The 26100-nt window shown below is 53.9% G+C and carries 25 protein-coding genes; 6 read left to right on the top strand and 19 right to left on the bottom strand.

What is annotated here, in order from left to right:
* Positions 1-192: 192 nt before the first annotated feature.
* The 4 genes from EH198_RS11500 to EH198_RS11515 form a co-directional block, all read right to left on the bottom strand.
* Positions 193-1902 (bottom strand): peptide ABC transporter substrate-binding protein, encoded by a 1710-nt coding sequence (locus tag EH198_RS11500; RefSeq protein WP_124695685.1) that lies wholly within the window; start codon positions 1900-1902, stop codon positions 193-195.
* A 150-nt stretch (positions 1903-2052) separates the two neighbouring features.
* A complete protein-coding gene (locus tag EH198_RS11505) occupies positions 2053-2439 on the bottom strand; it encodes a DUF3397 domain-containing protein (RefSeq protein ID WP_246014209.1) in 387 nt (128 codons plus the stop codon).
* A gap of 6 nt (positions 2440-2445) precedes the next feature.
* Positions 2446-3414 carry a ketopantoate reductase family protein gene (locus tag EH198_RS11510; RefSeq protein ID WP_124695686.1) on the bottom strand — a complete coding sequence of 323 codons (969 nt, stop codon included), beginning with the start codon at positions 3412-3414 and terminating at the stop codon, positions 2446-2448.
* A gap of 181 nt (positions 3415-3595) precedes the next feature.
* A complete protein-coding gene (locus EH198_RS11515; RefSeq protein WP_124695687.1) occupies positions 3596-4240 on the bottom strand; it encodes an RsfA family transcriptional regulator in 645 nt (214 codons plus the stop codon).
* Positions 4241-4581: 341 nt separating this feature from the next.
* Here EH198_RS11515 and EH198_RS11520 point away from each other — a divergent pair, with 341 nt between their 5' ends.
* Complete coding sequence (locus EH198_RS11520; protein ID WP_124695688.1) at positions 4582-4818, top strand: DUF2626 family protein; 237 nt, start codon at positions 4582-4584, stop codon at positions 4816-4818.
* A gap of 175 nt (positions 4819-4993) precedes the next feature.
* A complete protein-coding gene (locus EH198_RS11525) occupies positions 4994-6145 on the top strand; it encodes a coiled-coil domain-containing protein (protein WP_246014211.1) in 1152 nt (383 codons plus the stop codon).
* A gap of 22 nt (positions 6146-6167) precedes the next feature.
* Here the strand turns inward: EH198_RS11525 and EH198_RS11530 are convergent, their stop codons facing one another.
* Positions 6168-7409: an extracellular solute-binding protein gene (locus EH198_RS11530; protein ID WP_124695689.1), complete on the bottom strand. Its 1242-nt coding sequence runs from the start codon at positions 7407-7409 to the stop codon at positions 6168-6170.
* 159 nt (positions 7410-7568) lie between these two features.
* The gene (locus tag EH198_RS11535) at positions 7569-8900 is read right to left on the bottom strand and encodes a PhoH family protein (protein ID WP_124695690.1); all 1332 of its coding nucleotides are present in this window, start codon (positions 8898-8900) and stop codon (positions 7569-7571) included.
* 105 nt (positions 8901-9005) lie between these two features.
* On the opposite strand from EH198_RS11535, the gene EH198_RS11540 reads away from it, so the two are divergent.
* Positions 9006-9575 carry a YhcN/YlaJ family sporulation lipoprotein gene (locus EH198_RS11540; protein ID WP_124695691.1) on the top strand — a complete coding sequence of 190 codons (570 nt, stop codon included), beginning with the start codon at positions 9006-9008 and terminating at the stop codon, positions 9573-9575.
* A 70-nt stretch (positions 9576-9645) separates the two neighbouring features.
* Here EH198_RS11540 and EH198_RS11545 read toward each other — a convergent pair whose 3' ends face one another.
* The 6 genes from EH198_RS11545 to EH198_RS11570 form a co-directional block, all read right to left on the bottom strand.
* Positions 9646-10098 carry a pyridoxamine 5'-phosphate oxidase family protein gene (locus EH198_RS11545; protein ID WP_124695692.1) on the bottom strand — a complete coding sequence of 151 codons (453 nt, stop codon included), beginning with the start codon at positions 10096-10098 and terminating at the stop codon, positions 9646-9648.
* A 112-nt stretch (positions 10099-10210) separates the two neighbouring features.
* On the bottom strand, positions 10211-11296 hold the full coding sequence (locus tag EH198_RS11550; RefSeq protein WP_124695693.1) for an LCP family protein: 1086 nt from the start codon (positions 11294-11296) through the stop codon (positions 10211-10213).
* Between the two features lie 84 nt (positions 11297-11380).
* On the bottom strand, positions 11381-11680 hold the full coding sequence (locus EH198_RS11555; RefSeq protein ID WP_124695694.1) for a YlaH-like family protein: 300 nt from the start codon (positions 11678-11680) through the stop codon (positions 11381-11383).
* A gap of 195 nt (positions 11681-11875) precedes the next feature.
* Entirely contained in the window at positions 11876-13717 is a 1842-nt protein-coding gene (typA, locus tag EH198_RS11560) for a translational GTPase TypA (RefSeq protein WP_124695695.1), read from the bottom strand.
* 188 nt (positions 13718-13905) lie between these two features.
* Positions 13906-14412 (bottom strand): hypothetical protein, encoded by a 507-nt coding sequence (locus EH198_RS11565; RefSeq protein ID WP_124695696.1) that lies wholly within the window; start codon positions 14410-14412, stop codon positions 13906-13908.
* Between the two features lie 236 nt (positions 14413-14648).
* Positions 14649-15308 (bottom strand): TerC family protein, encoded by a 660-nt coding sequence (locus EH198_RS11570; protein WP_124695697.1) that lies wholly within the window; start codon positions 15306-15308, stop codon positions 14649-14651.
* Positions 15309-15470: 162 nt separating this feature from the next.
* On the opposite strand from EH198_RS11570, the gene EH198_RS11575 reads away from it, so the two are divergent.
* On the top strand, positions 15471-16157 hold the full coding sequence (locus EH198_RS11575) for a TerC family protein (protein WP_185702856.1): 687 nt from the start codon (positions 15471-15473) through the stop codon (positions 16155-16157).
* Positions 16158-16324: 167 nt separating this feature from the next.
* Here EH198_RS11575 and thiI read toward each other — a convergent pair whose 3' ends face one another.
* The 6 genes from thiI to EH198_RS11605 all read right to left on the bottom strand — a co-directional run bounded on the left by thiI (position 16325) and on the right by EH198_RS11605 (position 21016).
* Positions 16325-17605 carry a tRNA uracil 4-sulfurtransferase ThiI gene (gene thiI, locus EH198_RS11580; protein WP_124695699.1) on the bottom strand — a complete coding sequence of 427 codons (1281 nt, stop codon included), beginning with the start codon at positions 17603-17605 and terminating at the stop codon, positions 16325-16327.
* A 1-nt stretch (position 17606) separates the two neighbouring features.
* Entirely contained in the window at positions 17607-18758 is a 1152-nt protein-coding gene (locus EH198_RS11585) for a cysteine desulfurase family protein (protein WP_124695700.1), read from the bottom strand.
* A gap of 110 nt (positions 18759-18868) precedes the next feature.
* Positions 18869-19573 carry a lytic transglycosylase domain-containing protein gene (locus EH198_RS11590; RefSeq protein WP_124695701.1) on the bottom strand — a complete coding sequence of 235 codons (705 nt, stop codon included), beginning with the start codon at positions 19571-19573 and terminating at the stop codon, positions 18869-18871.
* 153 nt (positions 19574-19726) lie between these two features.
* Positions 19727-20122, bottom strand: a complete 396-nt coding sequence (locus EH198_RS11595) for a hypothetical protein (RefSeq protein WP_246014212.1) — start codon at positions 20120-20122, stop codon at positions 19727-19729.
* A gap of 10 nt (positions 20123-20132) precedes the next feature.
* Positions 20133-20357 carry a DUF1540 domain-containing protein gene (locus tag EH198_RS11600; protein WP_124695702.1) on the bottom strand — a complete coding sequence of 75 codons (225 nt, stop codon included), beginning with the start codon at positions 20355-20357 and terminating at the stop codon, positions 20133-20135.
* A 164-nt stretch (positions 20358-20521) separates the two neighbouring features.
* A complete protein-coding gene (locus EH198_RS11605; RefSeq protein ID WP_124695703.1) occupies positions 20522-21016 on the bottom strand; it encodes a YpuI family protein in 495 nt (164 codons plus the stop codon).
* 190 nt (positions 21017-21206) lie between these two features.
* Between EH198_RS11605 and EH198_RS11610 the strand changes: the two genes are divergently transcribed.
* On the top strand, positions 21207-23096 hold the full coding sequence (locus EH198_RS11610; RefSeq protein ID WP_124695704.1) for a S8 family peptidase: 1890 nt from the start codon (positions 21207-21209) through the stop codon (positions 23094-23096).
* A gap of 11 nt (positions 23097-23107) precedes the next feature.
* Here the strand turns inward: EH198_RS11610 and pdxR are convergent, their stop codons facing one another.
* On the bottom strand, positions 23108-24697 hold the full coding sequence (gene pdxR / locus EH198_RS11615; protein ID WP_246014214.1) for a MocR-like pyridoxine biosynthesis transcription factor PdxR: 1590 nt from the start codon (positions 24695-24697) through the stop codon (positions 23108-23110).
* A gap of 95 nt (positions 24698-24792) precedes the next feature.
* On the opposite strand from pdxR, the gene EH198_RS11620 reads away from it, so the two are divergent.
* A complete protein-coding gene (locus EH198_RS11620; RefSeq protein ID WP_124695705.1) occupies positions 24793-26013 on the top strand; it encodes an aminotransferase-like domain-containing protein in 1221 nt (406 codons plus the stop codon).
* The last annotated feature ends 87 nt before the right edge of the window (positions 26014-26100 follow it).

Genomic DNA, 26100 nt, shown 5'->3' on the forward strand with positions numbered 1-26100 from the left:
TTAATCTTAAGAAAAACGGCTGCGCCTTCTTATAGGGACGGCATCCGTTTCTCGTAAAAATATAAGATAGAAGGATAATCGCGCAGCTTATAAAAATTTATATTTCAAAAAAAAAGGGATATATATGGAGTTCCACATATATATCCCGAAGTGCAAGAACATCTTCAGATATTTAATTATTCAATTAAAATCTTAGTGCTCGAGCAGGTAAGCGTGAGTCAGGTCAACCGCACCGCTGAAGTCATGAGTAATGCCTTTCAGGTAAGTCTTCATCAGCGTGTTGTTTGTGTAGTAGTAGATCGGAATCAGGATCATATCGTCTTGAATGATCATTTTCTCGGCTGCGGCGAATTTCTCTTGACGAACAGCCATATCGTCTGTTGCTTTCGCGTCGGCAATCAGCTTGTCGTATGCAGGGTTGGCATAGCCGGTATCGTTGTTGCCGCCTTTCGTTACCCACATATCGAGGAAGGTCATCGGGTCGTTATAGTCCGCTGTCCAACCTGCGCGGGCAACCTGGAAGTTCTGATGCTGACGGTTTTCAATAAATACGGCCCATTCTTGGTTTTCCAGCTTCACATCAATACCCAGAGCGTTCTTCCACATGTCAGCGATAGCCAGGGCAATTTTCTTGTGGCCTTCACTTGTGTTGTAAGACAGGGTGAACGCTGGGAGCTTAGTCAGGCCTTCTTCTTTCAGACCTTGTTCAAGCAATGTTTTGGCTTGTGCATCATCTTCTGTAAAGTAGCTGTCTTTAATAGCCGTACGGTATTCACCGTTAGCGCCGGCAATGCCCGGAGGAACAAATCCGAATGCAGGCAATTGTCCGCCCAGTGTAACCTTGTCGATCAGCGTTTGACGGTCGATCGTCATGGCAAGCGCCTTACGGATCTTGACGTTGCTGAAAGGTTTTTCGGTTACGTTAAACTCGTAGTAGTACACACTTGCAATACCTTTTCTTACGAACTCATCCGGATATTTTTGCTGTACGATCGGAAGTTGTTCAGTCGGAATTTCCCCGTTAGGATTACCAGCATAATCTAATTGGCCGCTTTCGTAAGCTTGCAGCTCGGTAGCGCTGCTGTTCACGAGCGAGAAGTCGATTTTGCTCAGCTTAATGGAATCTTTATCCCAGTAGTTATCGTTCTTCGAAACTTGCAGCGATTGGCCGGTCGTCCATTCGGTCAGTGTGAAAGGACCATCAACAACCATCGTATCTTTGCTTGTTGCCCATTTTGCGTTGCCTTCAACCGATTTGTGAACCGGATAGTAAGTATAGAAGGAGAGCAGACCCAGGAAGTAAGGAGTCGGCGCTTTCAGCGTCACTTCGAGTGTCTTGTCGTCAACCGCTTTAACGCCTACTTGGTTGAAGTCGGTAATTTTCTTGTCATAGTAGTCTTGAGCGTTCTTAAGGTAGTACAATTGGTATGCATAAGGCGCTGCCTCTGCAGCGGCTGGATCAAGGACCCGTTTCCAAGCGCGGACAAAGTCGCCGGCTACCACAGGGTCACCATTGCTCCATTTAGCGTCGCGAAGGTGGAACGTATATACTAATCCGTCAGCGGAAATATCCCATTTTTCAGCGATGGCCGGCTCAGCTTGTCCGGTTTCATCGTTCATGCGGGTCAAGCCTTCATACATAGTCTTCAGTACCGTGTTGGCTTGGCTGTCTTGCGCCAGTGCCGGATCGAATGTCGGAGGCTCGGCACTCAGGTTAATTTTAAGCGTTTGATCGGCGGCAAGTTTCTCGCCCGATGCGCTACCGTCAGTAGCTGCCGGAGTGTTGCCCGCAGTGTTGCCAGTGTTCGTGGCAGCATTATTGCCACCGCCGCATCCTGCAAGCACAGTTCCGATGACTAAAACGAGTGCGAACAGGAGCAAAAGACTTTTACTCTTCTTCATCTAGCAGTTCCCCCTAAATAGAATGTGGTATATGGTTTATGATTATACAACCAGTGGTCAAAAAAATCTAGAGGAATGTCCTCCGAATATGATTTTTTTTAATTTTTTTAACGTTATGTGACAACCGATCTCCTTTTATGTTAGATTACATCACATAACCCGCATGATATACTTGATCATTCCAAAGACCATGAAGATCACATAGCCAGTCCCCATAACCAAAAAGCCGAGTCTCCAGACCGCCCGCAGCAGTCTTTTTCCATCCACTCTCCCCTTGATGCGATTCTGTGCGCCGCCAATCAGTCCGGCCGCAATCAGCACCAGGATGAGAATCAAATAGAATCCGAAGCCCGATTGAAAAAGGTTGTTAAACAGCGCCGATACGGAAAAAAGAAGAAAAACGGTCGTCACGTCCATAGCCAGCTGAAGTGCCGGCTTCTTGCCCCGACCCAGGGAAACGGAGATATAATAAACAAGAAAAAAAGGAAGCACAGGCATAAAGCTTAATGCAGTCAGCGAATTGCGGAGCCATTCCAATCGGCTTCACCTCTCCTTTACAAACATGCCTTCGACCATCCGGATTACCCATCGGTGCGCGGCGGCATCCACGCCCGCCCGTTCCGCCATCGCCACCAGACTGCCGTTGATCCAGCGGATTTCCGTCTCCCTAGATGACAGTACATCCGCCAGCATGGACGAATGATTGCCCGACGTCGCCCGGCATACCTCCAGTATGTCGTCCCACAGGCTGTCTTCATGGGAAATTCCGCAAGCATCGTAGACAGCCGCCGCTTCCTCGTACAGCTCTCTCATCATGCGAACGCGCAGATCCGTACACAGCAGCTCACCGTTCGGAATACGCCATATGGCGGTCAGGGGATTGATTACCGCATTGATTACAAGCTTCCGGAAAATCATGGTATTCACTTCATTCGACAGAAGAACGGAAAATCCTGCTGAAATAAGCGTATCCGCCAACCGGACAGCCACATTGTTCCGAACGGTCTCGCCTCCGCCCCACAAGCCGATGGACGTCTGCCCGCCCCCGGCGTGAACGACCCGTACCGGAGACTCCCGTTTCGCTCCCTCCGTCGTAACGGCGGCGTATAAAGAAGCCGCAGGCAGCAGCTTCTGCAGCAGTTCCATATGCCCCCAGCCGTTCTGCAAGCATAAAAGATTCAGATTGGTCTCCCGAAGAGGTCCAAGAAGCTCCGGCAATATACGGTGCAGCACCCCCTGTTTAACGGTGAGCACGAGCCAATCTCCGGGCGTTTCCGGATAGCGCTGCGAAAATTCGCGTATAGGCACCGCTTCGATCTCGCTTCCCGGAATGATGATCGGCTGCCTTCCGTCAATATGGCTTATCGTCAAGCCGGTTTCTGAAAGCGCCGCGCACTGCTCATCGCTTCTGCACCACAGCCGGATGCTTGTTCCGGAACAGATGAGCTTCCCTGCCAGCAAAAGCCCCAGCGAGCCCGCTCCGATAATATCGATTTTCACCGCGCCAGTCACCGCCCGTTAATCTTTAGATTATTAGTTTCAGAGGTCCCCGCGAAGCATCTTAGCATGCTCGAAACCACGGCCGGCTTTGCGGGGTTACTGGTCTAGTATAACGCGCCGATGACAAAAGGAAAATCCCGCCATCACGGCATTTTTCATGCCGATAGCGGGATTTCTTCAAGCTTGCGAGACTTCATTCGATCCGTTCCAGATTTCCGTTGGCGTCCATCTTGAACCGGTTCTTGATTTCCTCTTCTTCTTCGCTTAAAAAGGCCAGCCTGCGGGCACGGTCCATGATCTGAATCAGCGCCTTGTAATCGTCGTTAACTACACGGTAATCGCTTTGGGCCGTATTGACTTCTTTGGACAATCTCTCATTTTCCGCTCTCAGCTCCGCCAGTTCCTCTTCCTTATCACGAAGATCCCTCTCCAGCATTTTCAACTGACGGCCGGCTTCCTGGTAAGTGCCTTTCCACTGCCTTAAGAACCGGATGACAGCGTCGATGGAGAGGGAGTTCTGGGCCTCTTCACTTCCGTAGTCGTCTTCGCCGTCACCGATGATGAAACCGGCTACCTGCGCCCCTCTGGATAAGGTCTGTTTTTTCAGATAGCTCCTTTTCTGACGCTGTCCTTTCGCAATGGCAATCGCTTCCTCGTAGCTCTTGCGCACACAGCTGTTCCAGCGAAATCCGCAGGCTGCCGATGTCCTGCCGATTTTTTCGCCCACTTCCTCAAAAGCGGCCAGCTGCGTGCTTCCTTCCCGGATATGCCGCAGGGTAACCTCCGCCAAAATGAGATCGTCTTCCTCGCTCCAGGCATCTTGTCTAATGGCTGTCATAGAGCCAAACCTCCTAGTAACATCTTGAAATAACCATCTTCGTAACCGGCGGTGCCGCCGGCAAGTGAATGGGGATAAAAGCTGCTTACTTCATTCCTATGCCTCTCATAGAGTTCATAGAATCTATTTGATACTCATTTGTATTTCCATTTTGCCTTCCGCTCATACGCAAAACGGGAAATAATCCCTTCTCAGCGCCCATTATCTCCGTCAATAACACAGGTCACATTCCCAGTGAAATCGGTTTCTTTTTTTATTGAATTCGTTTACACTATTTTATTCACCGGGTATAATGGATTAGAGGTATTCCGTTCGTTCTAACCTAAGGAGGGGATGGTAACGTGGCTCGGATGTTTCGGGTTCTGGGATTCTTTACGCTGGTAATCGGCCTGATGGCCTTTGCGGGAAAAATGGTCGAGATGGCTTTGCTGTTCTTTTTGCAGACCGCATTTTTCGTTATCCTGGGGTATATGAAATTCACCGAAAGAACGTATATCCTTCTGTTTTGGGGTTATATGATCGTCACTTTTACAGGTTTCAGCTATTGGACGATCTTCGAGATGGGCCTTCCCCTGTAAGCCGCAAGTCACTGCAGTACATCTGAACAACTTAGTAAGTTGAAGCCCCACGTCATGTGGGGTTATTTTGTGTCCCGTGATATAGGCCGAAGCCCTGAAAAGGGGTATGATATTTTTACAGGGTCAAACATATTATACCTACATAAACGTTTAAATCTTGCAAGGAGGTGAGACGGTGCTCTCCCCCAAACGACTGGCTGCCGCCCTGACTATACCGCTCTTCTGTTCGCTGCTGCTGATCCAGCCGGCACCGTATCTGTCCGCCGATCCGCTGCCAAGCGAGCTGTCCCCCGCTCCTTCCGTTTCCTCCCCTTCTTCCATGTCGTCTTTTCCGGATAATGCCGAGACCCGCAGGCTCATGCAGCAAACGTTGTCCGCGGCTGAAATACAAAAGGAAATCGAACGCATAGGAACTGAGCAAAGCACATTGAAGCAAACCACGGCGGCATTGACACGGCAGGCTGCTGAGAAAAAGAAGGGTATCGCGGAAAAAGAAAAGCGGGCAGGCGCGGTTGTGCGCGCTTACTATACGGGAGACAGGGACCCTCTGCTTACGGCCTTTCTGTCGGCAAAAACCTTAAGCAAATGGTTTATTCTGCTCGATTACTACGAGATGATAATGGGACGTGACAAGGAAATTCTGGCGGAGTATGAGCAGCAATATAAAAACTTACAGACCACGCTGGCTGCGGCGGAGCGTTCTTCGAAGGAACTGGCGGAGCTAAAGAGCGCTTTAGAGGAACAGAAGCTTCGGATCGAGGCTTTGCATAAAGATATTGAAGGCGGCATTCAGAGCAGCGGCGATCCGCAGAATATGACGGCGCTGCTGGAGGAGTTTACGGCATACTGGCAAAACATCGGGATGCATGAAGTCAAAACCTATTTCAAAGCGCTGTCTTCGGCGATGGATCATCTGCCGGAGTTCGTCGAGAGCCGTGACGGTGTTCTCACACGCCGGGGGACGACTTACGATTTGAATTTGAAAGAAGAGGACTTAAACGAATTTTTATATTCGCAGAACAAACTGTTCAATAATTTCTCCTTTACGTTCGAGAACGGTTCGGTTATCGCCGCCGGTAAGAATGGGGACTTATCGCTTCGTCTGCAGGGTCATTACACGATACAGGAGGAGCCCCTCAACGGGCTGATGTTTCATGTGGACAGCATCATCTTCAACGGCCTTGAGCTGCCGGATACGACACGCGCATCGCTGGAAAAGGAATTCGATCTCGGCTTCTATCCGTCCAAGATCGTCTCTTTCCTTCACGCCACTGAAGTGGACAGCAAGGACGGCGTTCTTCATGTGAGGCTTAGGCTATCGTTCTGATAAGGATAGGCCAAAAGCACGGTCACGGCTTGTCTTCCTCCGCCCCGGTTGAAGACAAAATCGCTGCGATATAGCCTGCTGAGTCCACTTTGCCGGCCAGCAGCAAACCCGCTGCCGACGTGATTTCGTTCCATTCCGCCTCTGGCTCCCCTTCAAGAGTATCTCCATCCGCCAGCAGACTGACGGTATTAAACGGAAGACTCCCGCCGCCGGGCAATCCCGAGCGATACGGCTCCTCCGCCCCCGGCAGCCGTCCGGTATTCTCAAGCCAATCGTGCTGCGCCTTCTCCGAGGTTACATAGGTCAGCCAGTCGGCCGCGGCCTCCGGACTTCGGGACTGCGCGGAGAGGGCAAAGCTGCGGCTGTACAGCGTCCGCTCCCCCACTCCGTCTCCCATCCACGGCAGTTCCGCCGTCAGGGCTCCGCCTCCGTTCTTCTCCCACTCGGACAGGCGAACAATAGCTGCGGCGATGTTCCCCTCCCGCAGCATATTCCAGATTCCTCCGTCCAATCCATCCGTCAGAAAGAGGGAGCCGCGGTTCTGTACAATCCAGTCGAGCGCCTTGCGGCTCGCCGGAAACAGAGCGCTCCCGGCGCTTTCCATAAAGGCGGACAAGCCATAAGCATTGTTCGCGTCCATTGCGAGCACGTACTTCTTGGGCTCTTTGCGGATCTGCTCCAACAGCCGGTTCCATTGATCAAGTGATCTCGGAAGCGCCTCCGCTTCAAGCTCCTTCATCCGCTGGGGCGAATAAACGAAGACATAAGGATCGATATCCAGCGGCACGCCCCAAGCGTACCCGTTCCATTGCAGCAGCGGCAGCAAAGGGGCGAGCGGCGTTCCCCCGGCCGAGCTTTCATATACGTCTACGGGAAGCAAATATCCTTGCTGCGCCAGTCCCCTGATATGATGGGCGTCAGTCATAACGATGTCGGATCTGTCTCCGACCGTCAGTTCCTTCATCAAAGCGTCTTCTCCGGCTGCCTCCCCGAGATTGTTCAGTTCGATGGTCACACCGCTGAACAGTGTGTAGTTTCCGCTTATTTTTTTCAGTTCCCGCAGCTCATTATCGCTGAGCGATACCGATATGCGCAGATGGACAGGCTCGCCTTTTTGCCGGGATGAGTAGTCTTGTACCTGCGACTGATATTTGTTCAGGGGAGGCGGCCCGTCCAGCCGGTTCAGATCCATGCTGGGAGACAAGCTCGTCAGCGACAGCAGCAAAATTGCAAACAGAAGCCAATAATTTTTGCGTCTCAGCATGTTCTCCTCCTTGTCCGTTACAAGCCCGTCCTTCCCATTGTACCAGCCTGCGGCTCATTTGTCTGCCTGTTAATGACAGCGCTTTCCTTCTGTTATATATGCAGGAAGGGCCGGGAGTTGGCCCCCCGGCCCTTCCTGTTATCTGAGATACGAACGTCCTTACAGCAAATCCGCAGCCAATTGGGCCAGACGGGAACGTTCGCCTTTTTCCAGCGTAATGTGGCCGCTGATGCCCTGCTGTTTGAACTTTTCAACGATATAGCTAAGTCCGTTACTGGCGGCATCGAGATAAGGATGATCAATCTGCTCGGGGTCTCCCATCAGAATGACCTTACTTCCCTCGCCCGCTCTGGAGACGATCGTCTTCACTTCGTGACGCGACAGGTTCTGCGCTTCATCAATGATGATGAACTGCCCCGGAATGGAGCGTCCGCGGATATAGGTCAACGCTTCTACCTGAATGCTTCCGAGCCCCATCAGAATTTTGTCGATGTCTCCGGCTTTCTTCGTGTCGAAGAGGAATTCCAGATTATCGTATATCGGCTGCATCCACGGCCGGAGCTTCTCGTCCTTTTCTCCAGGCAGATAGCCGATGTCCTTGCCCATCGGAACGACAGGCCGGGCAATTAGCAGTTTCTTGTATTTATGCTCATCCTCCACCTTGAACAGTCCGGCGGCCAACGCAAGAAGCGTCTTGCCTGTACCTGCTTTGCCGGTGATGGTGACAAGCGGAATGTCTTCGTTAAGGAGCAGTTCCAGAGCCATCCGCTGCTGCGCATTGCGGGCGCTGATCCCCCATACGGGATCGTTCCCGAGGTACAGCGGCTCCAGGCGGCTGCCGTCGCCGCTCACCTTGAGCAGTGCCGATTTGCCGCTGCCGATCTCGTCCTTCAGAATGATGAATTCGTGGGGGTAGAGAGGATAGGACAGCTGCAGCTGCTTGACGGAAAGGGAGCGAGTGCTGTAATACTCGTCAATCAGCGCCGGGTGAACGGGCAGCGTCTGGTAACCGGCATACAGTTCATTTAAATCGCCTGTTCGGTCGGACAAATAGTCCTCCGGTGTAATACCAAGCACATCAGCTTTAATGCGGACCAGAACATCTTTACTTACAAGTACGACCGGCCGGGGATCGGCCTTCTCGTTCTCCTCCTGCAAATAATTAAGCGCCACAGCCAAAATCCGATTGTCAGTGGATACCTCGCCGAACATTTCCTGCACCTTGATAAAGCTGCGGTGATTCAGTTCGACCTTCAGCTTGCCCCCATGCTCAAGCTCCACGCCGCTGTGCAGATGGCCCCGCTCGCGAAGCCCGTCGAGCAGGCGGGACACCGTGCGGGCATTGCGTCCGATTTCATCGGCGTTCCGCTTCTTATTATCGATCTCCTCCAGCACCACGGCGGGAATGATGACTTCATTCTCCTTAAACGAAAAAATCGAATTGGGGTCGTGAAGCAGTACATTGGTATCCAGTACAAAGATCTTTTTCATGTTATCCCCTCCACAGCGCCTGGTTTGTCTTAAAGATACATAACTCTTTCCGCCCCTGGTAAAGATAAAACCAGAACGTATATTGGACGAAAGGAGCAAGCATCCATGAGAAAATCAATGTGTCTGTTGCTGGTCCTTACGCTGCTGCTGACAAGCTGCGGTATGGTCAAAAAACAGTCATCACCCTCTCCTCAGGATAAACAATCGGCAATGAATGGCATAAATAACAGGGAACGCGGGGTAAGACCGCTGGCAGACGAGGGAACGGAAACGCCTCAGGCTTCTGCACCGAACGGAACGGGCGTTGTTACGCTTAGCGACGCCGAGCTGAAAGACCATCTGGAACGGTTGGCTAAAAGAGTCCCCGGCGTAAAGGGAGCACACTGCGTCGTGATGGGCAAAACCGCCGTTGTCGGCATCGACGTGGACGGATCGCTCAGCCGTTCCAGAGTGGGTACGGTCAAATACTCGGTTGCCGAGGCTTTGCGCAAAGACCACGTGGGCGTTAACTCGCTCGTGACCGCGGACGCCGATGTGGCGGCGCGTATCGCCGAGCTGAGCCGACACTTCCGCCAAGGCCGCCCCGTCTCCGGATTTGCCGCTGAAATGGCCGATATCATCGGGCGGATTATTCCTCAGCTTCCCGAAGATACGACGCCACGGGGCCAGCAATAACCTTTATATCGTCAGTTTCACCCGCAAATTAAATGATGACAAGGTCAAAAAAAGCCCAGTGAACTCCTCACTAGGCTTTTTGCATTGCGGCAAACACTTGTCCATCGAGCTTTTCCGCCGCACGCTGGTCGTAGGTTTTGGCATATTTTGGAGCCGATTCCAGCTGTGCGCCATAAAAGAGCGCATTCCGCACCGCCGAGATTTGCACATCAAAGCAACACATCTCGAACGGAACCTCGGGAAGCGGATCGATCTTGACAACGGAACGGCCGTTAATGGCATGAACCGTCCCCTCCCCAAAGATGGTCAGCGTGACCAGAGGGTTCTCCTTCATGTTTCTGACCAGCCGGGAACGGTGGTCGATCGCCAGCCGGAGCGTGGTAGCATTCACCGCATACACCCACGAAATAGCCGTGGAGGTAGGGCCGCCGCTTTCCGCATCGACGGTATTAAGCAGCACGAATGTTTCGTTTTGCAGCATCTTCAGCAGAGATTCGGTAAGCTGGGCAACGGATTCGGACATGATGACAGGCCCCCTTGTGCGGCATAGTAGAGCTTAGTTAATTATATTATACCATAAGCCCAAACTTGCATTCAATTTGGGAAAGCTGCGGCTATTGTCAGATGCGGCGCTTCTAAGGGGCTGCGGATGCCGCTGGAGCGGCTCCGGCCAGCCGGTCTTTCAGACTCCGCTTCGCGGCGTCAAGCTCTTCTTCGTTAATATATACATAAGGGCTGCGCCAGGTGCCGGTTACCGGCTTGAATTCCACGTTATTTTTGGACATTTGCCAATACGCCGCGATCATATTCTTGATTTGGTCCTTCTCAAGGTCGGTCTGCATATTATCGTTGATCGCATCCAGCACGCCGCCGATTTTGACAACTCCGCCAAGCGACTGCATCTGATCCATGAGCGAATGCAGCACTTCGCTTTGCCGCCGGTTGCGGTCGAAATCGTCGGAGGCTTTCGTCTTCGGATCGCAGTTGGATTTGCGATAACGGACATAGTCGAGCGCCTTGTCGCCGTTCAGCTCGGCGGGACCCTTTTTCAAATTGATGTCGGTGCCGTCCGCGCTGTCCGTATAACACATATCTTCGCTGATGTTAACCTTGACGCCCCCAAGCTCGTCGACCGCCCCGCGGAAGCCTTGGAAATTAAGGACCGATACATAGTCGATTTTAACGTCAAGATACTTGCCCATCATGGTCTTCATTTCATCCTCGGCCGAGATGCCTGAAGTATCTTCCTTACTCTTGAACCTCGAATAGAATTCGTTGATCTTCGTCCTCTTGTAGCCGGCCAGCTCCATATACGTATCGCGGGGAAGCGAAACGATCGTCGCCGATTCCGTCTCCGGATTGAGCGCGACCACCATGATAACATCCGTCAGATACGATTTATGCTTCGGCCGGTAATCCGTTCCGAGCAGCAGCATGGTCAGCGGCTTGACCTTAGCCGAGCTATCGGCGGCCACCGGTCTGTCAACGCCCGTATCCAGCACTCCGCTGTCCAGCTTATAGTATAAATACAGGAAGTAACCTACCACGACGAGCGCCGACAGCATCATGAGAATTAAAATCAATTTTCCGAGCCGGGCCATAAAGCCAGGTTTCTTGTTCTTCTTGCGGATCCCATTCTTGGAAGCTTGCCCAGCGGGCCTTCTGTTTCCGCCCCCCTGTCCTCTGGACCTTGGAGGCAAACTGCCGTTACTTGTGCTCATAATTAAATAAAGTCCTTTTCTTCATTGGGAATAAGTAAAATGTTACTAAAATATCAGACGTACCTTTTGCTCAAAAGTTGCGTTTCACCGCCGCTTTGCGGTGTCTGCCGCCGCCTTGCGTTTCTGCCTTGCCTCGACGAAATAACGGACCCGTACGAGCAGCATCAGGCCGACCGCGACCAGCAGGCACTGAATAATCGGCAGCTTGTCATGCTGAAAAACGAGCAAAATACCCGCACCGATGGCCATCATCGCATAAAGCAATATTTCCTTCAGCAGAGGCAGCTTCTGATTCACCCGAAATACCCGGTTATACACATAAGTAAGCAAAATGAAAATAACGACATAGGCAATTAAGGGGTGCTCCGCAAACCAGATTTGCAAGGGTACAGTCACTCCTTCCGGGTAATGGATACTGCATCCATTATATCATCGAAGGGTACTCTGCCGCCTTAAAAACATTCGGATGCCTATAGCCAAATAATGCCGTTCTGCTTTTATCATATATGTCCGCAAGGACAAATCAGCCGCCGGAATAAATTCCGGCGGCTGATTCCATTATAGGCGGATTGCCCTTGATTACATATTGGCCTCAGCCATTTTGCGGTGTTTCTCCGCGCGCTCGCGTTCGCTCTTGTTCAGAATTTTCTTGCGCAGGCGAACAGATTTTGGCGTTATCTCGCAATATTCGTCATCGTTCAAATATTCAAGCGCCTGCTCCAGGGAGAACAGGACCGGAGTCTTCAGCTTAACGGTGTCGTCCTTCGTTGCGGAACGGACGTTGGTCAACGCTTTTTCCTTACAGATATTCACGACGATATCGTTGTCGCGCGTATGCTCGCCCACGATCATGCCTTCGTAAATGTCGGTGCCCGGCTCGAGGAACAGCGTACCGCGGTCTTCCACACCCATCATGCCGTAGAAGGTGGAAGTTCCGGTCTCGGTCGAGACAAGCACGCCCTGGTGGCGTCCGCCAACCTGGCCGCCGATCAGCGGGGCATAGCTGTCGAACGCATGGTTCATAACGCCGTAGCCGCGTGTCAGTGTCAGGAAATGCGTGTTGTAGCCGATCAGACCACGCGCTGGAATCAGGAATTCAAGACGGACCTGACCGTTGCCGTTGTTGATCATATTGACCATTTCGGCCTTACGGCTGCCCAGGCTTTCCATAACGGAGCCCGTGCTGTCTTCCGGCACGTCGATAAGAAGGCGCTCCAGCGGTTCCATCTTGGCTCCGTCAATTTCCTTGACGATAACTTCAGGCTTGGAAACCTGCATTTCATATCCTTCACGGCGCATGTTCTCGATCAGAATGCCGAGATGCAGCTCGCCGCGGCCGGAGACGATAAAGGCGTCCGGACTGTCGGTTTCGTTCACACGCAGGGAGACGTCGGTTTCCAGCTCCTTGAACAGACGCTCGCGCAGTTTGCGGGAGGTTACCCACTTGCCTTCCTTGCCGGCGAATGGAGAATTGTTGACCAGGAAGGTCATCTGCATTGTCGGCTCGTCGATCTTCAGAACAGGCAGCGCTTCAGGGTTCGCCGGATCGGCAATCGTCTCGCCGATGTTGATGTCCTTGATGCCGGCAATCGCCACGATGTCGCCCGCGCCGGCTTCTTCGGTCTCCACACGCTTCAGGCCTTGGAAACCGAACAGCTTCTCGATGCGAGCCGACTTGTGCTTGCCGTCGCGCTGGATAACCGTTATGGCCTGACCTTGACGGATAATTCCGCGGTTGACGCGGCCGATGGCGATACGGCCCAAATACTCGTTATAGTCCATCAGGGTAACAAGGAATTGCAGCGGCTCTTCAACGCTCTCCGTCGGAGACGGGATATGCTCGATGATGGTTTCATACAGGGCAAGCATGTTGTCGTCCTGCTTCTCCGGATCAAGGCTGGACGTTCCGTTCAGCGCGGAGGCGTATACGACAGGGAATTCAAGCTGATCGTCGCTAGCTTCCAGCTCGATGAACAGATCCAGCACTTCGTCGATTACTTCGCTCGGCCGGGCGGCCGGACGGTCGATTTTGTTGACGACGACGATTGGCGTCAGATTTTGTTCAAGCGCCTTGCGCAGCACGAATTTCGTCTGCGGCATGCAGCCCTCGTAGGCGTCGACGACAAGCAGAACGCCGTCAACCATCTTCATAATCCGTTCTACTTCTCCGCCGAAGTCGGCGTGTCCGGGCGTGTCCACAATGTTGATGAGAAAATCTTTATAGGTAATGGCTGTGTTCTTGGCCAGAATCGTAATGCCGCGTTCCCGTTCCAGATCGTTGGAATCCATGGCGCGCTCCTGTACCGTCTCGTGCTCGCGGAAAATACCCGACTGCTGCAGCAACTGGTCGACGAGCGTAGTTTTGCCATGGTCAACGTGGGCAATGATCGCTATGTTGCGAATTTGTTCTCTTGAATGCATGATTTGTATCCAAATCCTTTCATTTATCAAATAAAAACTTTAAAAATTTGCAAAGGGAATCGAAGGCTTCATAAAAGAAGCGCCGGACGCTAAACCCGACGCTTCAACATTATTTTCAATTGTATCGTGAAAGCACAGTGAAAAGCAAGTCTTTTCATGAAAAAACAATTTTCCAAGAAGAAAGAAACTTACCAGCCCCTGTTCCATTTGTTCCGGCCGCCGCTCCGTCTCACGATCAGCCATATTCCTCCCAGAACGAGAACCGCTCCGAGAATATACATGATCCCTGTACCGAGCAGGCTGAAAAACATTAAAACAAGACTGATCACGCCAAGAATGACAGCACCGGCAGTCAGTCCGCCGCTCCTCGGAGAAACGAACAGCGAATACTCGTACAAGCCGACCGCCACGCCAAGCGGCAGCACCGGCCAGAGATAAGCCATCAGCCCCCAGCCCCACGTATTGCAGAGTCCAAACAGCAGACCGTACACAGTGAGAATACCGGCAGGTATAAGGGCGGCAGGCGTCAAGCGTCTGCCAAAGACAAGAACATGCAGGAACAATCCCGGCAGGAGGATTATAAGCGGCCACAACGCCCGTCCCAAAAATCCGAACACTCCCAGTTTTCCCAGCAAAATAACGAGACCGGCGCACACGATGAACAGACCCAGCTTCATGTCGTTTTTAGAGGACATCCTACCACTCATCCCTTCAACAATCGCATCTCTTTCCCACCGCATCGGCATGTCCGACGCTTCGGGATTCTTCATTATTTTATCCGAAAAACGCAAAAAGCGCCAATATGCGCCACGTTGCGTGAAGCTTCTACTTTTTATATTTCAAAAAAATACCCCATAAATGGGGCCTCTCTTGAAGGTTTGTTCCGATGCCTGATTATTATATCAACAATTGGAGCGCACAGTTACTTATTCTATCCCGCCTTCGGTGTGTGCCGTTTAATCCCTCCAGCCGCAACGACGGCGACGCCCAGCGCAACGGGCAGCAGAGTATGCATAGTCGGAAGCAGGATGGACAGCACCGCACCCAGCTTGGCGTCATGCAGCAGCATCTCCCCGGCGGTATAGGCGAGAATGTATGCCCCTATGTAGATAAGCACCGGAAAACGGTGCAGCCAGCCGACGATAATGCCGCTGCCCCATACAACAATCGGAATACTGAGCGCAATCCCGATGACTATAAGAGCCAGATCGCCTTTCGCCAGACCGGCAATGGCAAGCACGTTGTCCAAGCTCATAATGAAATCGGCGGCCAAAATAGTCCGGATCGCTTTCCACACCGTGGAGCCTTCGCTCACGCGGATTTGGTCTTCTTCCTCCAGCAGCAGCTTAAATGAAATCCACAGCAGCAAGATTCCGCCGCCCGCTTGAATGTAAGGAATCTTAAGCAGCAGCACCGCCGCCAGCGTCAATATGCAGCGCAAAAGGACAGCTCCCGCCGACCCCCACCATACCGCCTTTTTGCGCTGTTCTTCCGGCAGGTTTTTGCTCGCCATCGCGATAACCATCGCATTGTCTCCGCTGAGAACGAGATTCACCATTAATATTTCTCCAAGCAGCCATATCGAATCCATCGCACATACCTCCCGAACCGGCATGTAACTACTTGTATGCTCGGAGGCGACAAGCTATGCTTCCCGTCCCATTTTCACTGTATGGAAGAATGTCCCCATGAGATTCTGCGTATACAATATTAGGAGATATCTGGGCTTTGCATAGGAGTGAATAGTGTGAACATGCTCGGGGAATTTATGCTGGGATTGCTGAATATCATCTTCCTGGATCTTGTGCTGGCCGGAGACAATGCGATTGTTATCGGCCTGGCCGCTCGGAATCTGCATCCCGCTACACAGAAAAAGGCTATTGTCCTCGGGACGGCGGGAGCCGTGGTGCTGCGTATTGCCGCCACGCTGCTCGTCGTCTGGCTGCTGGAAATCCCCTGGCTGCGGCTGGCGGGCGGACTGCTGCTGCTCTGGATCGCTTACAAGCTGCTGACCGATGGCGGCGGCCCCGCCGAAGTAAAAGCGGGAGACAACATCGGGTCGGCGGTAAGGACCATTATTGTTGCGGATGCCGCCATGGGCCTGGATAACGTAATCGCCATTGCCGGTGCGGCGCGGCACAATACGGTTCTGGTCGCCCTAGGTCTTCTCATCAGCGTGCCCATCGTCGTCTGGGGCAGTACGCTGTTCATCCGACTGCTGTCCAACTTTCCCTGGATTATCTATGCGGGGGCTGCGGTCCTGGGATATACGGCTGCCGGAATGATCGCCGAGGAGCGGGAGATGGAATCTTTTTTTGCTTCGCATCCCCTGCTTCGCGCCCTGTTCTACGGGCTTGTCATTACCGTCATCCTTGCCGCAGGGTACCGCAAGCGCCGGTCCGGCAGCGCGGATGAAGGACAGGAGAAAGCAGCCGGTTAAGCCGCAGACATCGGATGCCGGATGCCGTGTGGTGCACACGAAAATGGCCGTACTCCGGAGGATTCAGAAGGCTTCGCGAGCCGCCGGCAAGCTTGGAGCGACCGGTCGCCGAAGTCTACGCGGATAGAACGAAAGACCCGCCCAAGCAATCGCAGGGCGGGTCTTTTTCAGAACCAGTCTTCCTTGGCGGAAGAGATTAAATCGGCTTCATCGTCAGGGCTCTCATTTCCGTACGGAGTAATATCTACCGTAACAGCCGCCTCAACCGCCTCGGCAAGCCGCTCCGCATAACCAGGGAGTGTCGCTTCGATCTTCTCGATGATCCGCAGATTCGGGTTAGTCGTCGGCGACTTTGGCATGAACAGCGTACAGCAGTCCTCATAGGGGAGAATCGATAAATCGTAGGTGCCGATTTGCTTCGCAAGCTCCACAATATCGGCTTTGTCCATCATGACGAGCGGCCGCAGCAGCGGCAAATCGGTTGCCCGGCCGATGACGTTCATGCTCGGCAGTGTCTGACTGGCGACCTGGCCCAGACTTTCGCCGGTGACCAGTGCCAGAGCGCCTTCTCGTTCGGCCAGCTTCGTCGTAATCCTCAGCATTGCCCTTCGCATCAGTGTGATCATCAGATTGTCCTGGCCGATTCCGGCAAACGAGGTCTGCACTTCAGTAAACGGAACCAGGTGCAGCCGGATTCTTCCGGCGTACCGCGACAGCACCCTGGCCAAATCGATGACCTTTTGCCTCGCTTCCCGGCTTGTATAGGGATAACTGAAGAAATGAACGCACTCCACCTCCAGCCCCCGACGCATGGAAGACCAGGCCGCCACCGGGCTGTCGATTCCTCCCGAAAGAAGGAGCATCGCCTTACCGTTGGTACCGAGCGGAAAGCCGCCAACCGCGGGAATATTCTCGCAGAAAATATATGCATACTGCTCCCGGACTTCCACCCGAAGCTCCAGCATCGGTGTTCTGACGTCGACGGACAGCGCCGGAAAGGTCTTCAGCAGCGGAGCGGACACCAGACGGTTCATTTCCTGGGAGCCATGCGGGAAGTCCTTCCACACCCGCCGGGCGTTCACCTTAAAGGTCGTGCCCGGTTCGGGGTTGACCTTTTCGATAAATCGAAGGCTTGCCTCCACGATTTCTTCAAGCTCGGGCTTAACGGCCTTTACCGGACTGATCGATGAAATGCCGAACACTTTGGCGAGCGCTTCCACCATTTCTCCAGCCGGTTCTCCGTTCAATTCCACGTAGATTCGCCCATATTCCTTGATCAATCTGGCCATCGGATAAGGCTTGACTATTTCCTTGACATGCCGCAGCATCGTTTTCTCGAAACGGCTGCGGTTCTTGCCTTTGAGCGTAAACTCCCCGAAACGCAGCAGCAGCATGTCGGCGTATTCTGTGCTTTTTCCCGCCAAACGCGCGGGTTCTATCGTTTTCATGTTACCGCATGCCTCCTTCCGCAATCTTTAAAGCTTTAACCGCGCCCAGCAGCGCCTGTTCCAAAGCGTCGACATCGGCCGGGGTATGCTCATCCCCGAAGCTGATGCGGATGCCGCCAAGCGCCGTACTTTCATCCCGGCCGATCGCCAGCAGCACACGGCTCGGTTCGGCCAGCCGCGACGAACAGGCGGAGCGGGTGGATACCTGCATGCCGAGCTGCTCCAACTGACGCGCCATAACTTCGCCCTTCATGCCGGGATAAGAAAAATGCACGATATGCGGCGCACCCGACTCGCTGCTATTTACAGTAAATTCAGGTATTTCCCGCAAAAATGCGAGCAATCTGTTCCGGAGCGGCAGGATGCGGGAGACGAAGTCACCGCGCCGCTCGGCAGCCATTCTTACGGCCTTCGCCCCCGCGACGATCGCCGGCACATTTTCCGTTCCGGCGCGGAGTCCCCCCTCATGGGAGCCTCCGCTCAGCAGCGGAAACAATTGAATCCCTTCTTTGACATACAGCAGGCCGACTCCGCGGGGACCGCGGATTTTATGCGGAGACAGGCTGTATAAGTCCGCTCCGAAATCCCCGGGACTAGCGGGAAGCTTGCCGAAGCCCTGAACCCCGTCCACATGAAACAGCGTCCGGGGATTGGCCGCCTTGACGGCGCGGCCGATCTCCGGCAGCGGCTGCACTGATCCGATTTCATTATTGACATGCATTACACTCACAAGCACCGTATCTCGGCGCACGGCGGCGCCAACATCCTCGGGATTAACCGCTCCGGCCGCGTCAGGCCGGACGAAGGTTACCTCCCAGCCCATTTTTTGCAGCTGCAGACAGCTTTCATAGACGGAAGGATGCTCCAGTTCTGTCGTTACGATATGGCGTCCCCTGCCCGCATAATGCAGGGCTGCGCCTTTGATGGCCAGATTGTTGCTCTCGGTCGCCCCGGAGGTGAACTTGATTTCCCCCGGAAGAACGCCAAGCGCCGCGGCGCATACTTCCCGGGCGCGCTCGATCAGAGCCGCGGCCTCGGCTCCGGCGCGGTGCAGCGAGGAGGGATTCGCATAATGCAGCCTCATCAGCTGCTCCACTGTCCGCGCGACCTCATCATAGGGCGGCGCTGCGGCGGCATAATCCCAGTAAATCATATATGGCAAAACTCCTTTGCTGGCAATAAAGTGAAAGGATCAAACAGAGAATCCGGCGTCCGAAACACGGCGCGGACGGAATGTCCCGTTTGACCCTTTCTATTATACCGCTATACCGCGTATTTGGCGCGGGCGCGTTCAATTTTGGCAATATAGGCCTGAGTCTCTTCCGGCAGCTTGTCCAGCTGCCCGAACATCTCTTCATCCGTGCTGACTCCAAGCTTGAGCACACGGCCCGGGCCGGCGTTATAGGCGGCAAGCGCCATATTTTCCTGTCCGTTGAACCTCTTAAGCTGATACGATAAGTAGCGGACGCCTCCGTCGATGCTTTGGGCCGGATTGAACGGATCGGAAACGCCCAAGCCTTCGGCGGTGCCGTCCATCAGCTGCATAAGCCCTTTGGCGCCCGCAGAGGAAACGACATTTGGATTGAATGAGGACTCCGTATCGATGACCGCCTTAATCAGGTCGACAGGCACTCCGTATTTGGAAGAAGCCGCCTGGATTAAATCGTCATATTCAGTCGGCTCTGCCGCTGTATGCGCAGCGCCGTTAATCGCCGAATCCGTCATTTCCCCGGAAATAGCGCCTGCCGATACGGCACCGACTCTCTGCCACAGCAGCCCGATTCCGGACGAAGAAACCCGAGATGGTACTTTATCCGCTTCTGTTCCTCCAAGAATTTCCTCAAACCGGGAAGATCCCGATGTTGAACTTTCATTATTTTTTGCCGAAACGCCCGGATCGGCTGAACTTCTCAAGTTAATCCACTTCAATTGGCCAGACTGGCTGGCAACGGCGGGGTTAATCTCCATGCTGCCGCATTCCCTCTTCCCATGATTTCATACTATATCCTCTATATCGGTATTTGGATTTAAATTGTTAAATTTGCCTTCAAAAAAGGCTTTCAGCCCCTTTTTTCCAGGTCTGAAAGCCTTTTTCGCGAACCGTACTTGCTCTTTCTGATCTTACCGTGCGAAAGGAATCATAACAAAATAGCTCAGCGTCGCAACAATGCCAAGACCGATCGCCCAAGCACCGGCTGTCTTGCGGCCTTTATTGTAGGCATAATAGCCCACCACTGCCGCGGACGGCCCCAAAATAACCGGCCAAATGAACAGAGAAGCAATCCCTAAGACTAGTCCGACATAGCCAACCGTCTTATACGCTTCTCCTTCCCTGTCCGCCGACCTCACAGCCGAACCGGTTGAAGGATTGGAACGGACCGGAAGCGGACTTACCTCGGCAGCGTATTCCTCACGATGCTCAGGCGCTTTCCGAGGGTAATCGACTCTGCGCGGGCGCAGCGTGATTTTTTTACGTCTGGAACCTTTCGGTCCCGAACCCTTTTGTCCACTGTTCATAGGGCGCCTCCTATGATTTCGGCTTGAAGGTCAGACAGCAGGTTGCGGAAGAGTTGTTGGCGACATCGCGATGATCCGCGAAGGTCATTTCTTCGGCGAACTCTTCCTTCGCTCGGCTGCCCGAGTGCTTGTCGATTTCGATAATGATCGAATCGGCCCGGCAAATGTTGCTTTCTCCCCAATAATTACAGTTGCTTACACTGCAGTTAACTACCGTTTTTGCGGTATTATTCATTATTTATCACCTCGGGTTCATTATGTCCTTCCGGCTGCGCCGCTATACGGCTTGGGAGCTCCCAAATGTGGACAGTCCGGAAGCAGCATTGAAATCCAAGGATGTGATATGAGAATGAAAAAAGCCTCCCGTGCACTCTCATGCAACCGGGAGACTTTGGAGAGTTATACTTGATTTTGCATACGTCGTTCGGTCAAATAATCGTTCTCGTAATACGTAAGGTCATCCCGCAGTTCTTCATACACCTTGGTAATATCCAAAATGATATCGCGCGCCGGACGAACCGGCTTTTTGCGGAAGCGAATGGCATCTTGTCCGGTATAGGCATATCGGCCGTCTTCCGAGTAGCTTTCATTCTTCGGATAAAAGAAGTTGTTGACGCCGAAATGATAAACGTTATAAAGCGCTTTTTGCGCAAAATCCTCATTAAACGTGGCGCGGCGGAGCGCAACTCCCAGCTTCTCGTACGACATCTCGGAGAATACCAGCAAATGGCGGAGATCGGACAGGAATCCTTGGTAAAAATGCGTCAATTCTTCATCCTGCTCGGGCGAGAGCTGCGGCAAAGCGTAGTGGTTCAGGAACGCCTCCATTTTCTCGATGGCATATTTAAGCTTTTCTCTCGTCGTTTCGCACAATTTCTGAACATTGGCTGACATGGCGGTAGCTCCCCCTTATTGTCGTTGGCTTTAATTTCATTTGACTGCTGTTACATTCCTTGCAATTCAATCGTTTTCATGTCTATCCTATCACAAAATAATGAACGGCGGTATCCTTTTTAAGCATGCATAAATCCGGCTGCTGTCTCCCATTCTAACCTTATTACATTGCCAGGGAGGAGCGGAAATTATGTCGCGTAAAAATATTGCCATCGCCGGTCTGCTCACCGCGGTCTGCGCTTCCGTGCTGGTGCTGAGCCTGACTTCGCGTCCGGAAACGAGTCCAATCGGGCGGCATCAAGGAAACGTGCGTCCCCCACAGGAGCATTCCCTGAAAAAGACCGCCTTGGTACAGGATGTGTACGCCACGGAGAAGCTGAACCGCGTCGACGCGGGCAGAGATTTGCGCGCGATGCTCACGGGAACGGCAGGAAAGTCGCCGCGTGATGTTGCATTATATGCGGGAAGCTTGCAGCGCAGCCACGGGCATATTGCCATGCTGATGTGGATTGATTTTTCTTCGGGAACAGTCAAAACGTTCAAATCGGTTCCGCCGGACGGCACCCGCGAGCAGCAGCAGCGGCTTCGTCAGTATCTGAATGCCGCCAAGTCGGCTGTGAAAAAGCATCAAGCCTACGAATCGCCTTCTTTTGCTGTCGGTGAGCGCAAATACTTCATTATGAGCCAGCGGAGCCCGGATGGAAAGATCGGCGTTCTCGCCCTGATTGACCAGACCGTGCTGAACCGGGTGGCGGAACATCAGCGCAAGAATCTGCGCCTCATTCCCTACCCCAAGGAAGGCAAATTCCACATCGAGTCCGTGCATGCCGACACGCTGCGGGACATCACCGTCAAGACCGGGCATGACAACGAGAACGCGAGCCATTATTACGAGAATGAAATCGTTGTCCGGTTCAGGGACGGGCATCCGAGGTCAAGCCAGCTTAAGACGATATCCGCAGACATTCACTGCGCTGCGCCCCGCAAGCTGGGCTACTCTTACATTTTCCGCTCCTCCGATATGACCTACTCTCAGCTAAAGACGTATTTTTACTATAAGTGGCAGCCGCTGTATACGGAACCGCACTATATGTACTTAACCAATGATGCGGAGGGTGAAAATACAGCCGAGGTGGTTACGCCGAACGATCTGCTGTTCTCCGCCTATCAATGGAATCTGCCGGCAATCGAAACGAGCCGGGGATGGAATTTGTCCAAAGGGAGCAACAAAGTCACAGTCGCGGTAGTCGACACCGGCGTTCAGGCAGACCATCCTGACCTAAAAGGACAACTGCTCCCCGGATATAATGCCATTACCCCAAAAGGGAAACCGGATGACGATGTAGGCCACGGCACCCATGTCTGCGGCATTATCGGAGCCTTGGTCAACAATAGTGAGGGTGTGGCGGGCATCAGCTGGTACAACAAAATTTTGCCCGTCAAAGTGCTGGACAGCTCCGGAGCCGGCACTACTTATTCCGTAGCCGAGGGCATTATCTGGGCGGCGGATCACGGGGCCAAGGTCATTAACCTCAGCCTGGGCAATTATGCCGATTCGCAGTTCCTGCACGATGCAATCAAGTACGCCTACGACCGGGACGTCCTGCTCGTATCCGCCTCCGGCAACGACAACACGGAACGCCCCGGTTACCCTGCGGCATACCCCGAGGTGCTGGCTGTCGCCGCGACGAACGCTTCGGGTGAGAGAGCGTCCTTTTCCAACTACGGCGATTATATCGATGTTTCCGCGCCCGGCGAAAGCATTGCCAGTACGTATATGGGCAGCCAGTACGCCGCGCTGTCGGGGACTTCTATGGCCAGCCCGCATGCCGCCGCCCTCGCCGGTCTGGTTCGTTCGCTGAACCCGGATTTGTCGAACAAAGAGGTAATGGATCTCATGACCAAGAACACCGTCGATCTTGGCACCCCGGGCCATGACAAATATTTCGGCTGGGGGCAGGTGGATATCTACAAAACGCTGCAGGCTGCATCCGGCGGCGAGGTTCCTCTGGAGCTGTGGCCGCAGCATGTCAAGGAGAAAATTAACTTGCTGGAACGCAGACTGAAAGCCAACCCGTAAATAGCGGCCGGTCATCTCTTTGTTCCGGTCATGGATTCCTTCAGCAGCGGCATCAGAAGCAGCAGTCCGCGTTCCATTTGCTCTTCCTCCATTTGCGCATAGCAGAGCCGGATATAGTTTGTCGAAGGTTCGCCGACATGGCATACATTTCCGGTCAGAAAAGAGATGCCCAGGCGAGACGCCCTTCTGTACAGCTCCCCGACATGGACGGAATGCGGCAGCTCCAGCCACAAATTGAGTCCGCCTTCGGGGAGTCTCCATTTTACCCCCTGAGGCGCATGACGTTTCAGGAGCTTTGCCGCTCTTTCCATCCGGGACCGCAGCGCGGACCGCAATCCCTTCATATAGGCGTCATATCGGTCCGAAATGAACGGGAGCACCGCAAGTTGGATCAGCAGCGGACCGCCAAGATCGCTGGCCGCCTTGGCGGCGGTCAGCCGTTCGAGGATATCGCCTTCGGCGGCGACGCAGGCCATCCGGCAGCCCGGGGCAAGCACTTTGCTGAAGCTTTTCATGTAGACGACATGCCCATCCCTGTCCATACTCTTGATGGATGGCGGAGGGGGAGAATGAAAATACAGATCGGAAAAAGGATCGTCCTCCACAATGAGACAGCGGTAGCTGCGGGCAAGTTCCAGCAGCCGCTGTCTTCTTTCCATGCTCATCGTTGCCCCGCTCGGATTCTGGAACGTAGGCACCGTATAAATCAATTTGGGCGGACGCCGGTCGCACAGCTTCGTCAGCAGGTCGATGCGCATGCCGTCTTCATCCATGGGAACGGATATCATCTCAGCCCCCCTTCCCGCAAACACGTCGATGGCTCCCGTATAGCTGGGCTCTTCCAGGTATACCGCATCGCCGGGACCAATAAATGTTCGGGCCACCAGATCGATTCCCTGCTGGGTTCCGCTTGTAATCATCAGACTTGCGGCGGACAGCGAAATGCCGCGCGTCCGCAGATGCTTGGTCATCACTTCCCGCAGCTCCAGATCCCCTTGAAAATTACCGTAGGCCGACATCAGCTCCGGCCGCTTCGCCACAAGCATCGTCATCGCCTCGCCGATTTCCTTCAAGGGAAGCAGTCCGGAATGAATGGCTGCCAGATGGAAGGAATATTCCGCCTCTGAATAATCAAAATTCCGCCAGAGCTGCGCTCTCGGCAAATAATCTTCAAAGTCTTCCTGCCATCCGAATCTTTTCCTTGTTCCAGTCTTGTCCTGTCCAGTGTTCCTTCCCGGAATCCGGCTTTGGCCGCGCTCGCCCTCCCCGTTATTCCCGTAATTGCTGCCAGCGTCCCGTTTCCAGTCTCCCGTCCGTCCGCCGTTACCTGTACCGAACTCCTCATCCTCGCGATTTCCGTCTTTCGCCGGGGAGACAAAGCAGCCGAGGCCGTGGCGGCGAACGATCCGCCCTCGCCGTTCCAGGTCGGCATACGCCTTGCTGACCGTCACCTGGCTTACGGCGAGCGAGACCGCCAGCTTCCTTACGGAGGGCAGCCTCATTCCCGGCTGAAGCAGTCCGGAAGCTATGCGCTGTCCAAGCGCCTCGCTGATCTGCAGCGGGAGCGGCTTGCCGCCGGTGCGGCTCAATTCGATATGCATCGTCAGGTCGCCTCCACTGTTATATTCGTATCTTTACTGTTATACTGCTCTGCCGCTATGATACCATCAAATCACAGGGTAAGGAGCAAAATAGCATGAATATTGTTTATTCCACTATGGCGCAACATCTCGGCTCGTCGGCCGTACGCGATATTCTTAAGCTGACTCAAGGGAGTGATGTCATCTCATTGGCCGGCGGACTGCCGGCGGAGGATTTGTTTCCCCTCGAAGCGGTTCGTGAAGCTTACAACCGGGTTCTTTCCGGACACACCTCCGTACTGCAATACGGCTTGACCGAAGGCTATGCTCCGCTCCGCGAAAAAGTCGCGGCAAGACTTTCCCGGCAGGGAATCGCGGTATCTTCGACGGAAGTGCTGCTGACCACCGGCTCCCAGCAGTCTATCGATCTGTTCTGCCGAATGCTGCTCGACCCCGGCGACACCGTTCTCGTAGAATCTCCGACCTATCTGGCCGCTCTACAAGTGCTGGGGTCCTACCGCGCAAACATCGTCGCTGTAGCCAGCGACAAGGACGGCATGCTGCCGGACGATCTGGAGCATAAGCTCCGGCTACACCGCCCCAAGCTGCTGTATGCCGTTCCGACCTTCGGCAACCCCACGGGAGCGACCTGGAGCGAAAGCCGCAGACGCAGTGTTGTAGAGCTGTGCCGACGCTCCAGCACGCTCATTCTGGAGGATAACCCCTACGGCGAAATCGCGTTTGCCGGGGGCGACAGAACCGGACTTCTGCCGCTCGCAGCCATCGACGGCGAAATGGGAGGCGGCGCCGTCGTGTACACCGGCACCTTCTCCAAGATTGTCGCCCCGGCCCTGCGCACAGGCTGGATCGCGGGCAGCCGGGAGCTTGTCTCCACGGTCGCAAGAGCCAAGCAGGCGGCCGACCTGCATTCCAGCACCATCGACCAGCGCGCCCTGGATGAGCTGCTGTCGGGATATGACCTTGACGGTCATATCGCCGCCATTTCCCGCGAGTACGCAGCTCGGATGAAGGCACTCTCTTCCGAGCTGCGGTCCCGGAATTGGAAAGGCGCCCATTGGGAAGAGCCTCAGGGAGGCATGTTCCTGTGGCTGACGCTGGACAAGACCGTCAATACGGCGGAGCTGCTGCCGCTTGCCGTCGCCCGCGGCGTTGCCTTCGTGCCGGGTGAGGTGTTTTATCCTGGTGAACCGGATCGCAGCACTATGCGGCTCAACTTCACCCATACGCCGCCGCATCTGCTGCCGCTGGCCGTGAAACGGCTGGGAGAAGCGCTGGAAGAATGGAGCGGCAGACAGCTGGAATCATTGCTCCCCTGAAGCCTCTGTTAAGGACCTTTTCTATATGCATTTCAAGTAGATATTTAAAAAGCGGCGGCGCTTCCGGTTTCCCGGATGCGCCGCCGC

Origin of the sequence: Paenibacillus rhizophilus, from assembly GCF_003854965.1 — a bacterium.
Taxonomy (GTDB): domain Bacteria; phylum Bacillota; class Bacilli; order Paenibacillales; family Paenibacillaceae; genus Paenibacillus_AQ; species Paenibacillus_AQ rhizophilus.

Coding starts and splice junctions, on each gene's coding strand:
- EH198_RS11610 (WP_124695704.1), top strand. CDS start 21,207: ATGTCGCGTAAAAATATTGCCATCGCCGGTCTGCTCACCGCGGTCTGC.
- EH198_RS11550 (WP_124695693.1), bottom strand. CDS start 11,296: ATGAGCACAAGTAACGGCAGTTTGCCTCCAAGGTCCAGAGGACAGGGG.
- EH198_RS11565 (WP_124695696.1), bottom strand. CDS start 14,412: ATGTCCTCTAAAAACGACATGAAGCTGGGTCTGTTCATCGTGTGCGCC.
- thiI (WP_124695699.1), bottom strand. CDS start 17,605: ATGAAAACGATAGAACCCGCGCGTTTGGCGGGAAAAAGCACAGAATAC.
- EH198_RS11515 (WP_124695687.1), bottom strand. CDS start 4,240: ATGACAGCCATTAGACAAGATGCCTGGAGCGAGGAAGACGATCTCATT.
- EH198_RS11545 (WP_124695692.1), bottom strand. CDS start 10,098: ATGTCCGAATCCGTTGCCCAGCTTACCGAATCTCTGCTGAAGATGCTG.
- EH198_RS11595 (WP_246014212.1), bottom strand. CDS start 20,122: ATGAACAGTGGACAAAAGGGTTCGGGACCGAAAGGTTCCAGACGTAAA.
- EH198_RS11590 (WP_124695701.1), bottom strand. CDS start 19,573: ATGGAGATTAACCCCGCCGTTGCCAGCCAGTCTGGCCAATTGAAGTGG.
- EH198_RS11570 (WP_124695697.1), bottom strand. CDS start 15,308: ATGGATTCGATATGGCTGCTTGGAGAAATATTAATGGTGAATCTCGTT.
- EH198_RS11605 (WP_124695703.1), bottom strand. CDS start 21,016: ATGTCAGCCAATGTTCAGAAATTGTGCGAAACGACGAGAGAAAAGCTT.
- EH198_RS11535 (WP_124695690.1), bottom strand. CDS start 8,900: ATGAAAAAGATCTTTGTACTGGATACCAATGTACTGCTTCACGACCCC.
- EH198_RS11585 (WP_124695700.1), bottom strand. CDS start 18,758: ATGATTTACTGGGATTATGCCGCCGCAGCGCCGCCCTATGATGAGGTC.
- EH198_RS11600 (WP_124695702.1), bottom strand. CDS start 20,357: ATGAATAATACCGCAAAAACGGTAGTTAACTGCAGTGTAAGCAACTGT.
- EH198_RS11530 (WP_124695689.1), bottom strand. CDS start 7,409: ATGCTGAGACGCAAAAATTATTGGCTTCTGTTTGCAATTTTGCTGCTG.
- EH198_RS11500 (WP_124695685.1), bottom strand. CDS start 1,902: ATGAAGAAGAGTAAAAGTCTTTTGCTCCTGTTCGCACTCGTTTTAGTC.
- EH198_RS11540 (WP_124695691.1), top strand. CDS start 9,006: ATGAGAAAATCAATGTGTCTGTTGCTGGTCCTTACGCTGCTGCTGACA.
- EH198_RS11575 (WP_185702856.1), top strand. CDS start 15,471: ATGCTCGGGGAATTTATGCTGGGATTGCTGAATATCATCTTCCTGGAT.
- EH198_RS11620 (WP_124695705.1), top strand. CDS start 24,793: ATGAATATTGTTTATTCCACTATGGCGCAACATCTCGGCTCGTCGGCC.
- typA (WP_124695695.1), bottom strand. CDS start 13,717: ATGCATTCAAGAGAACAAATTCGCAACATAGCGATCATTGCCCACGTT.
- pdxR (WP_246014214.1), bottom strand. CDS start 24,697: ATGCATATCGAATTGAGCCGCACCGGCGGCAAGCCGCTCCCGCTGCAG.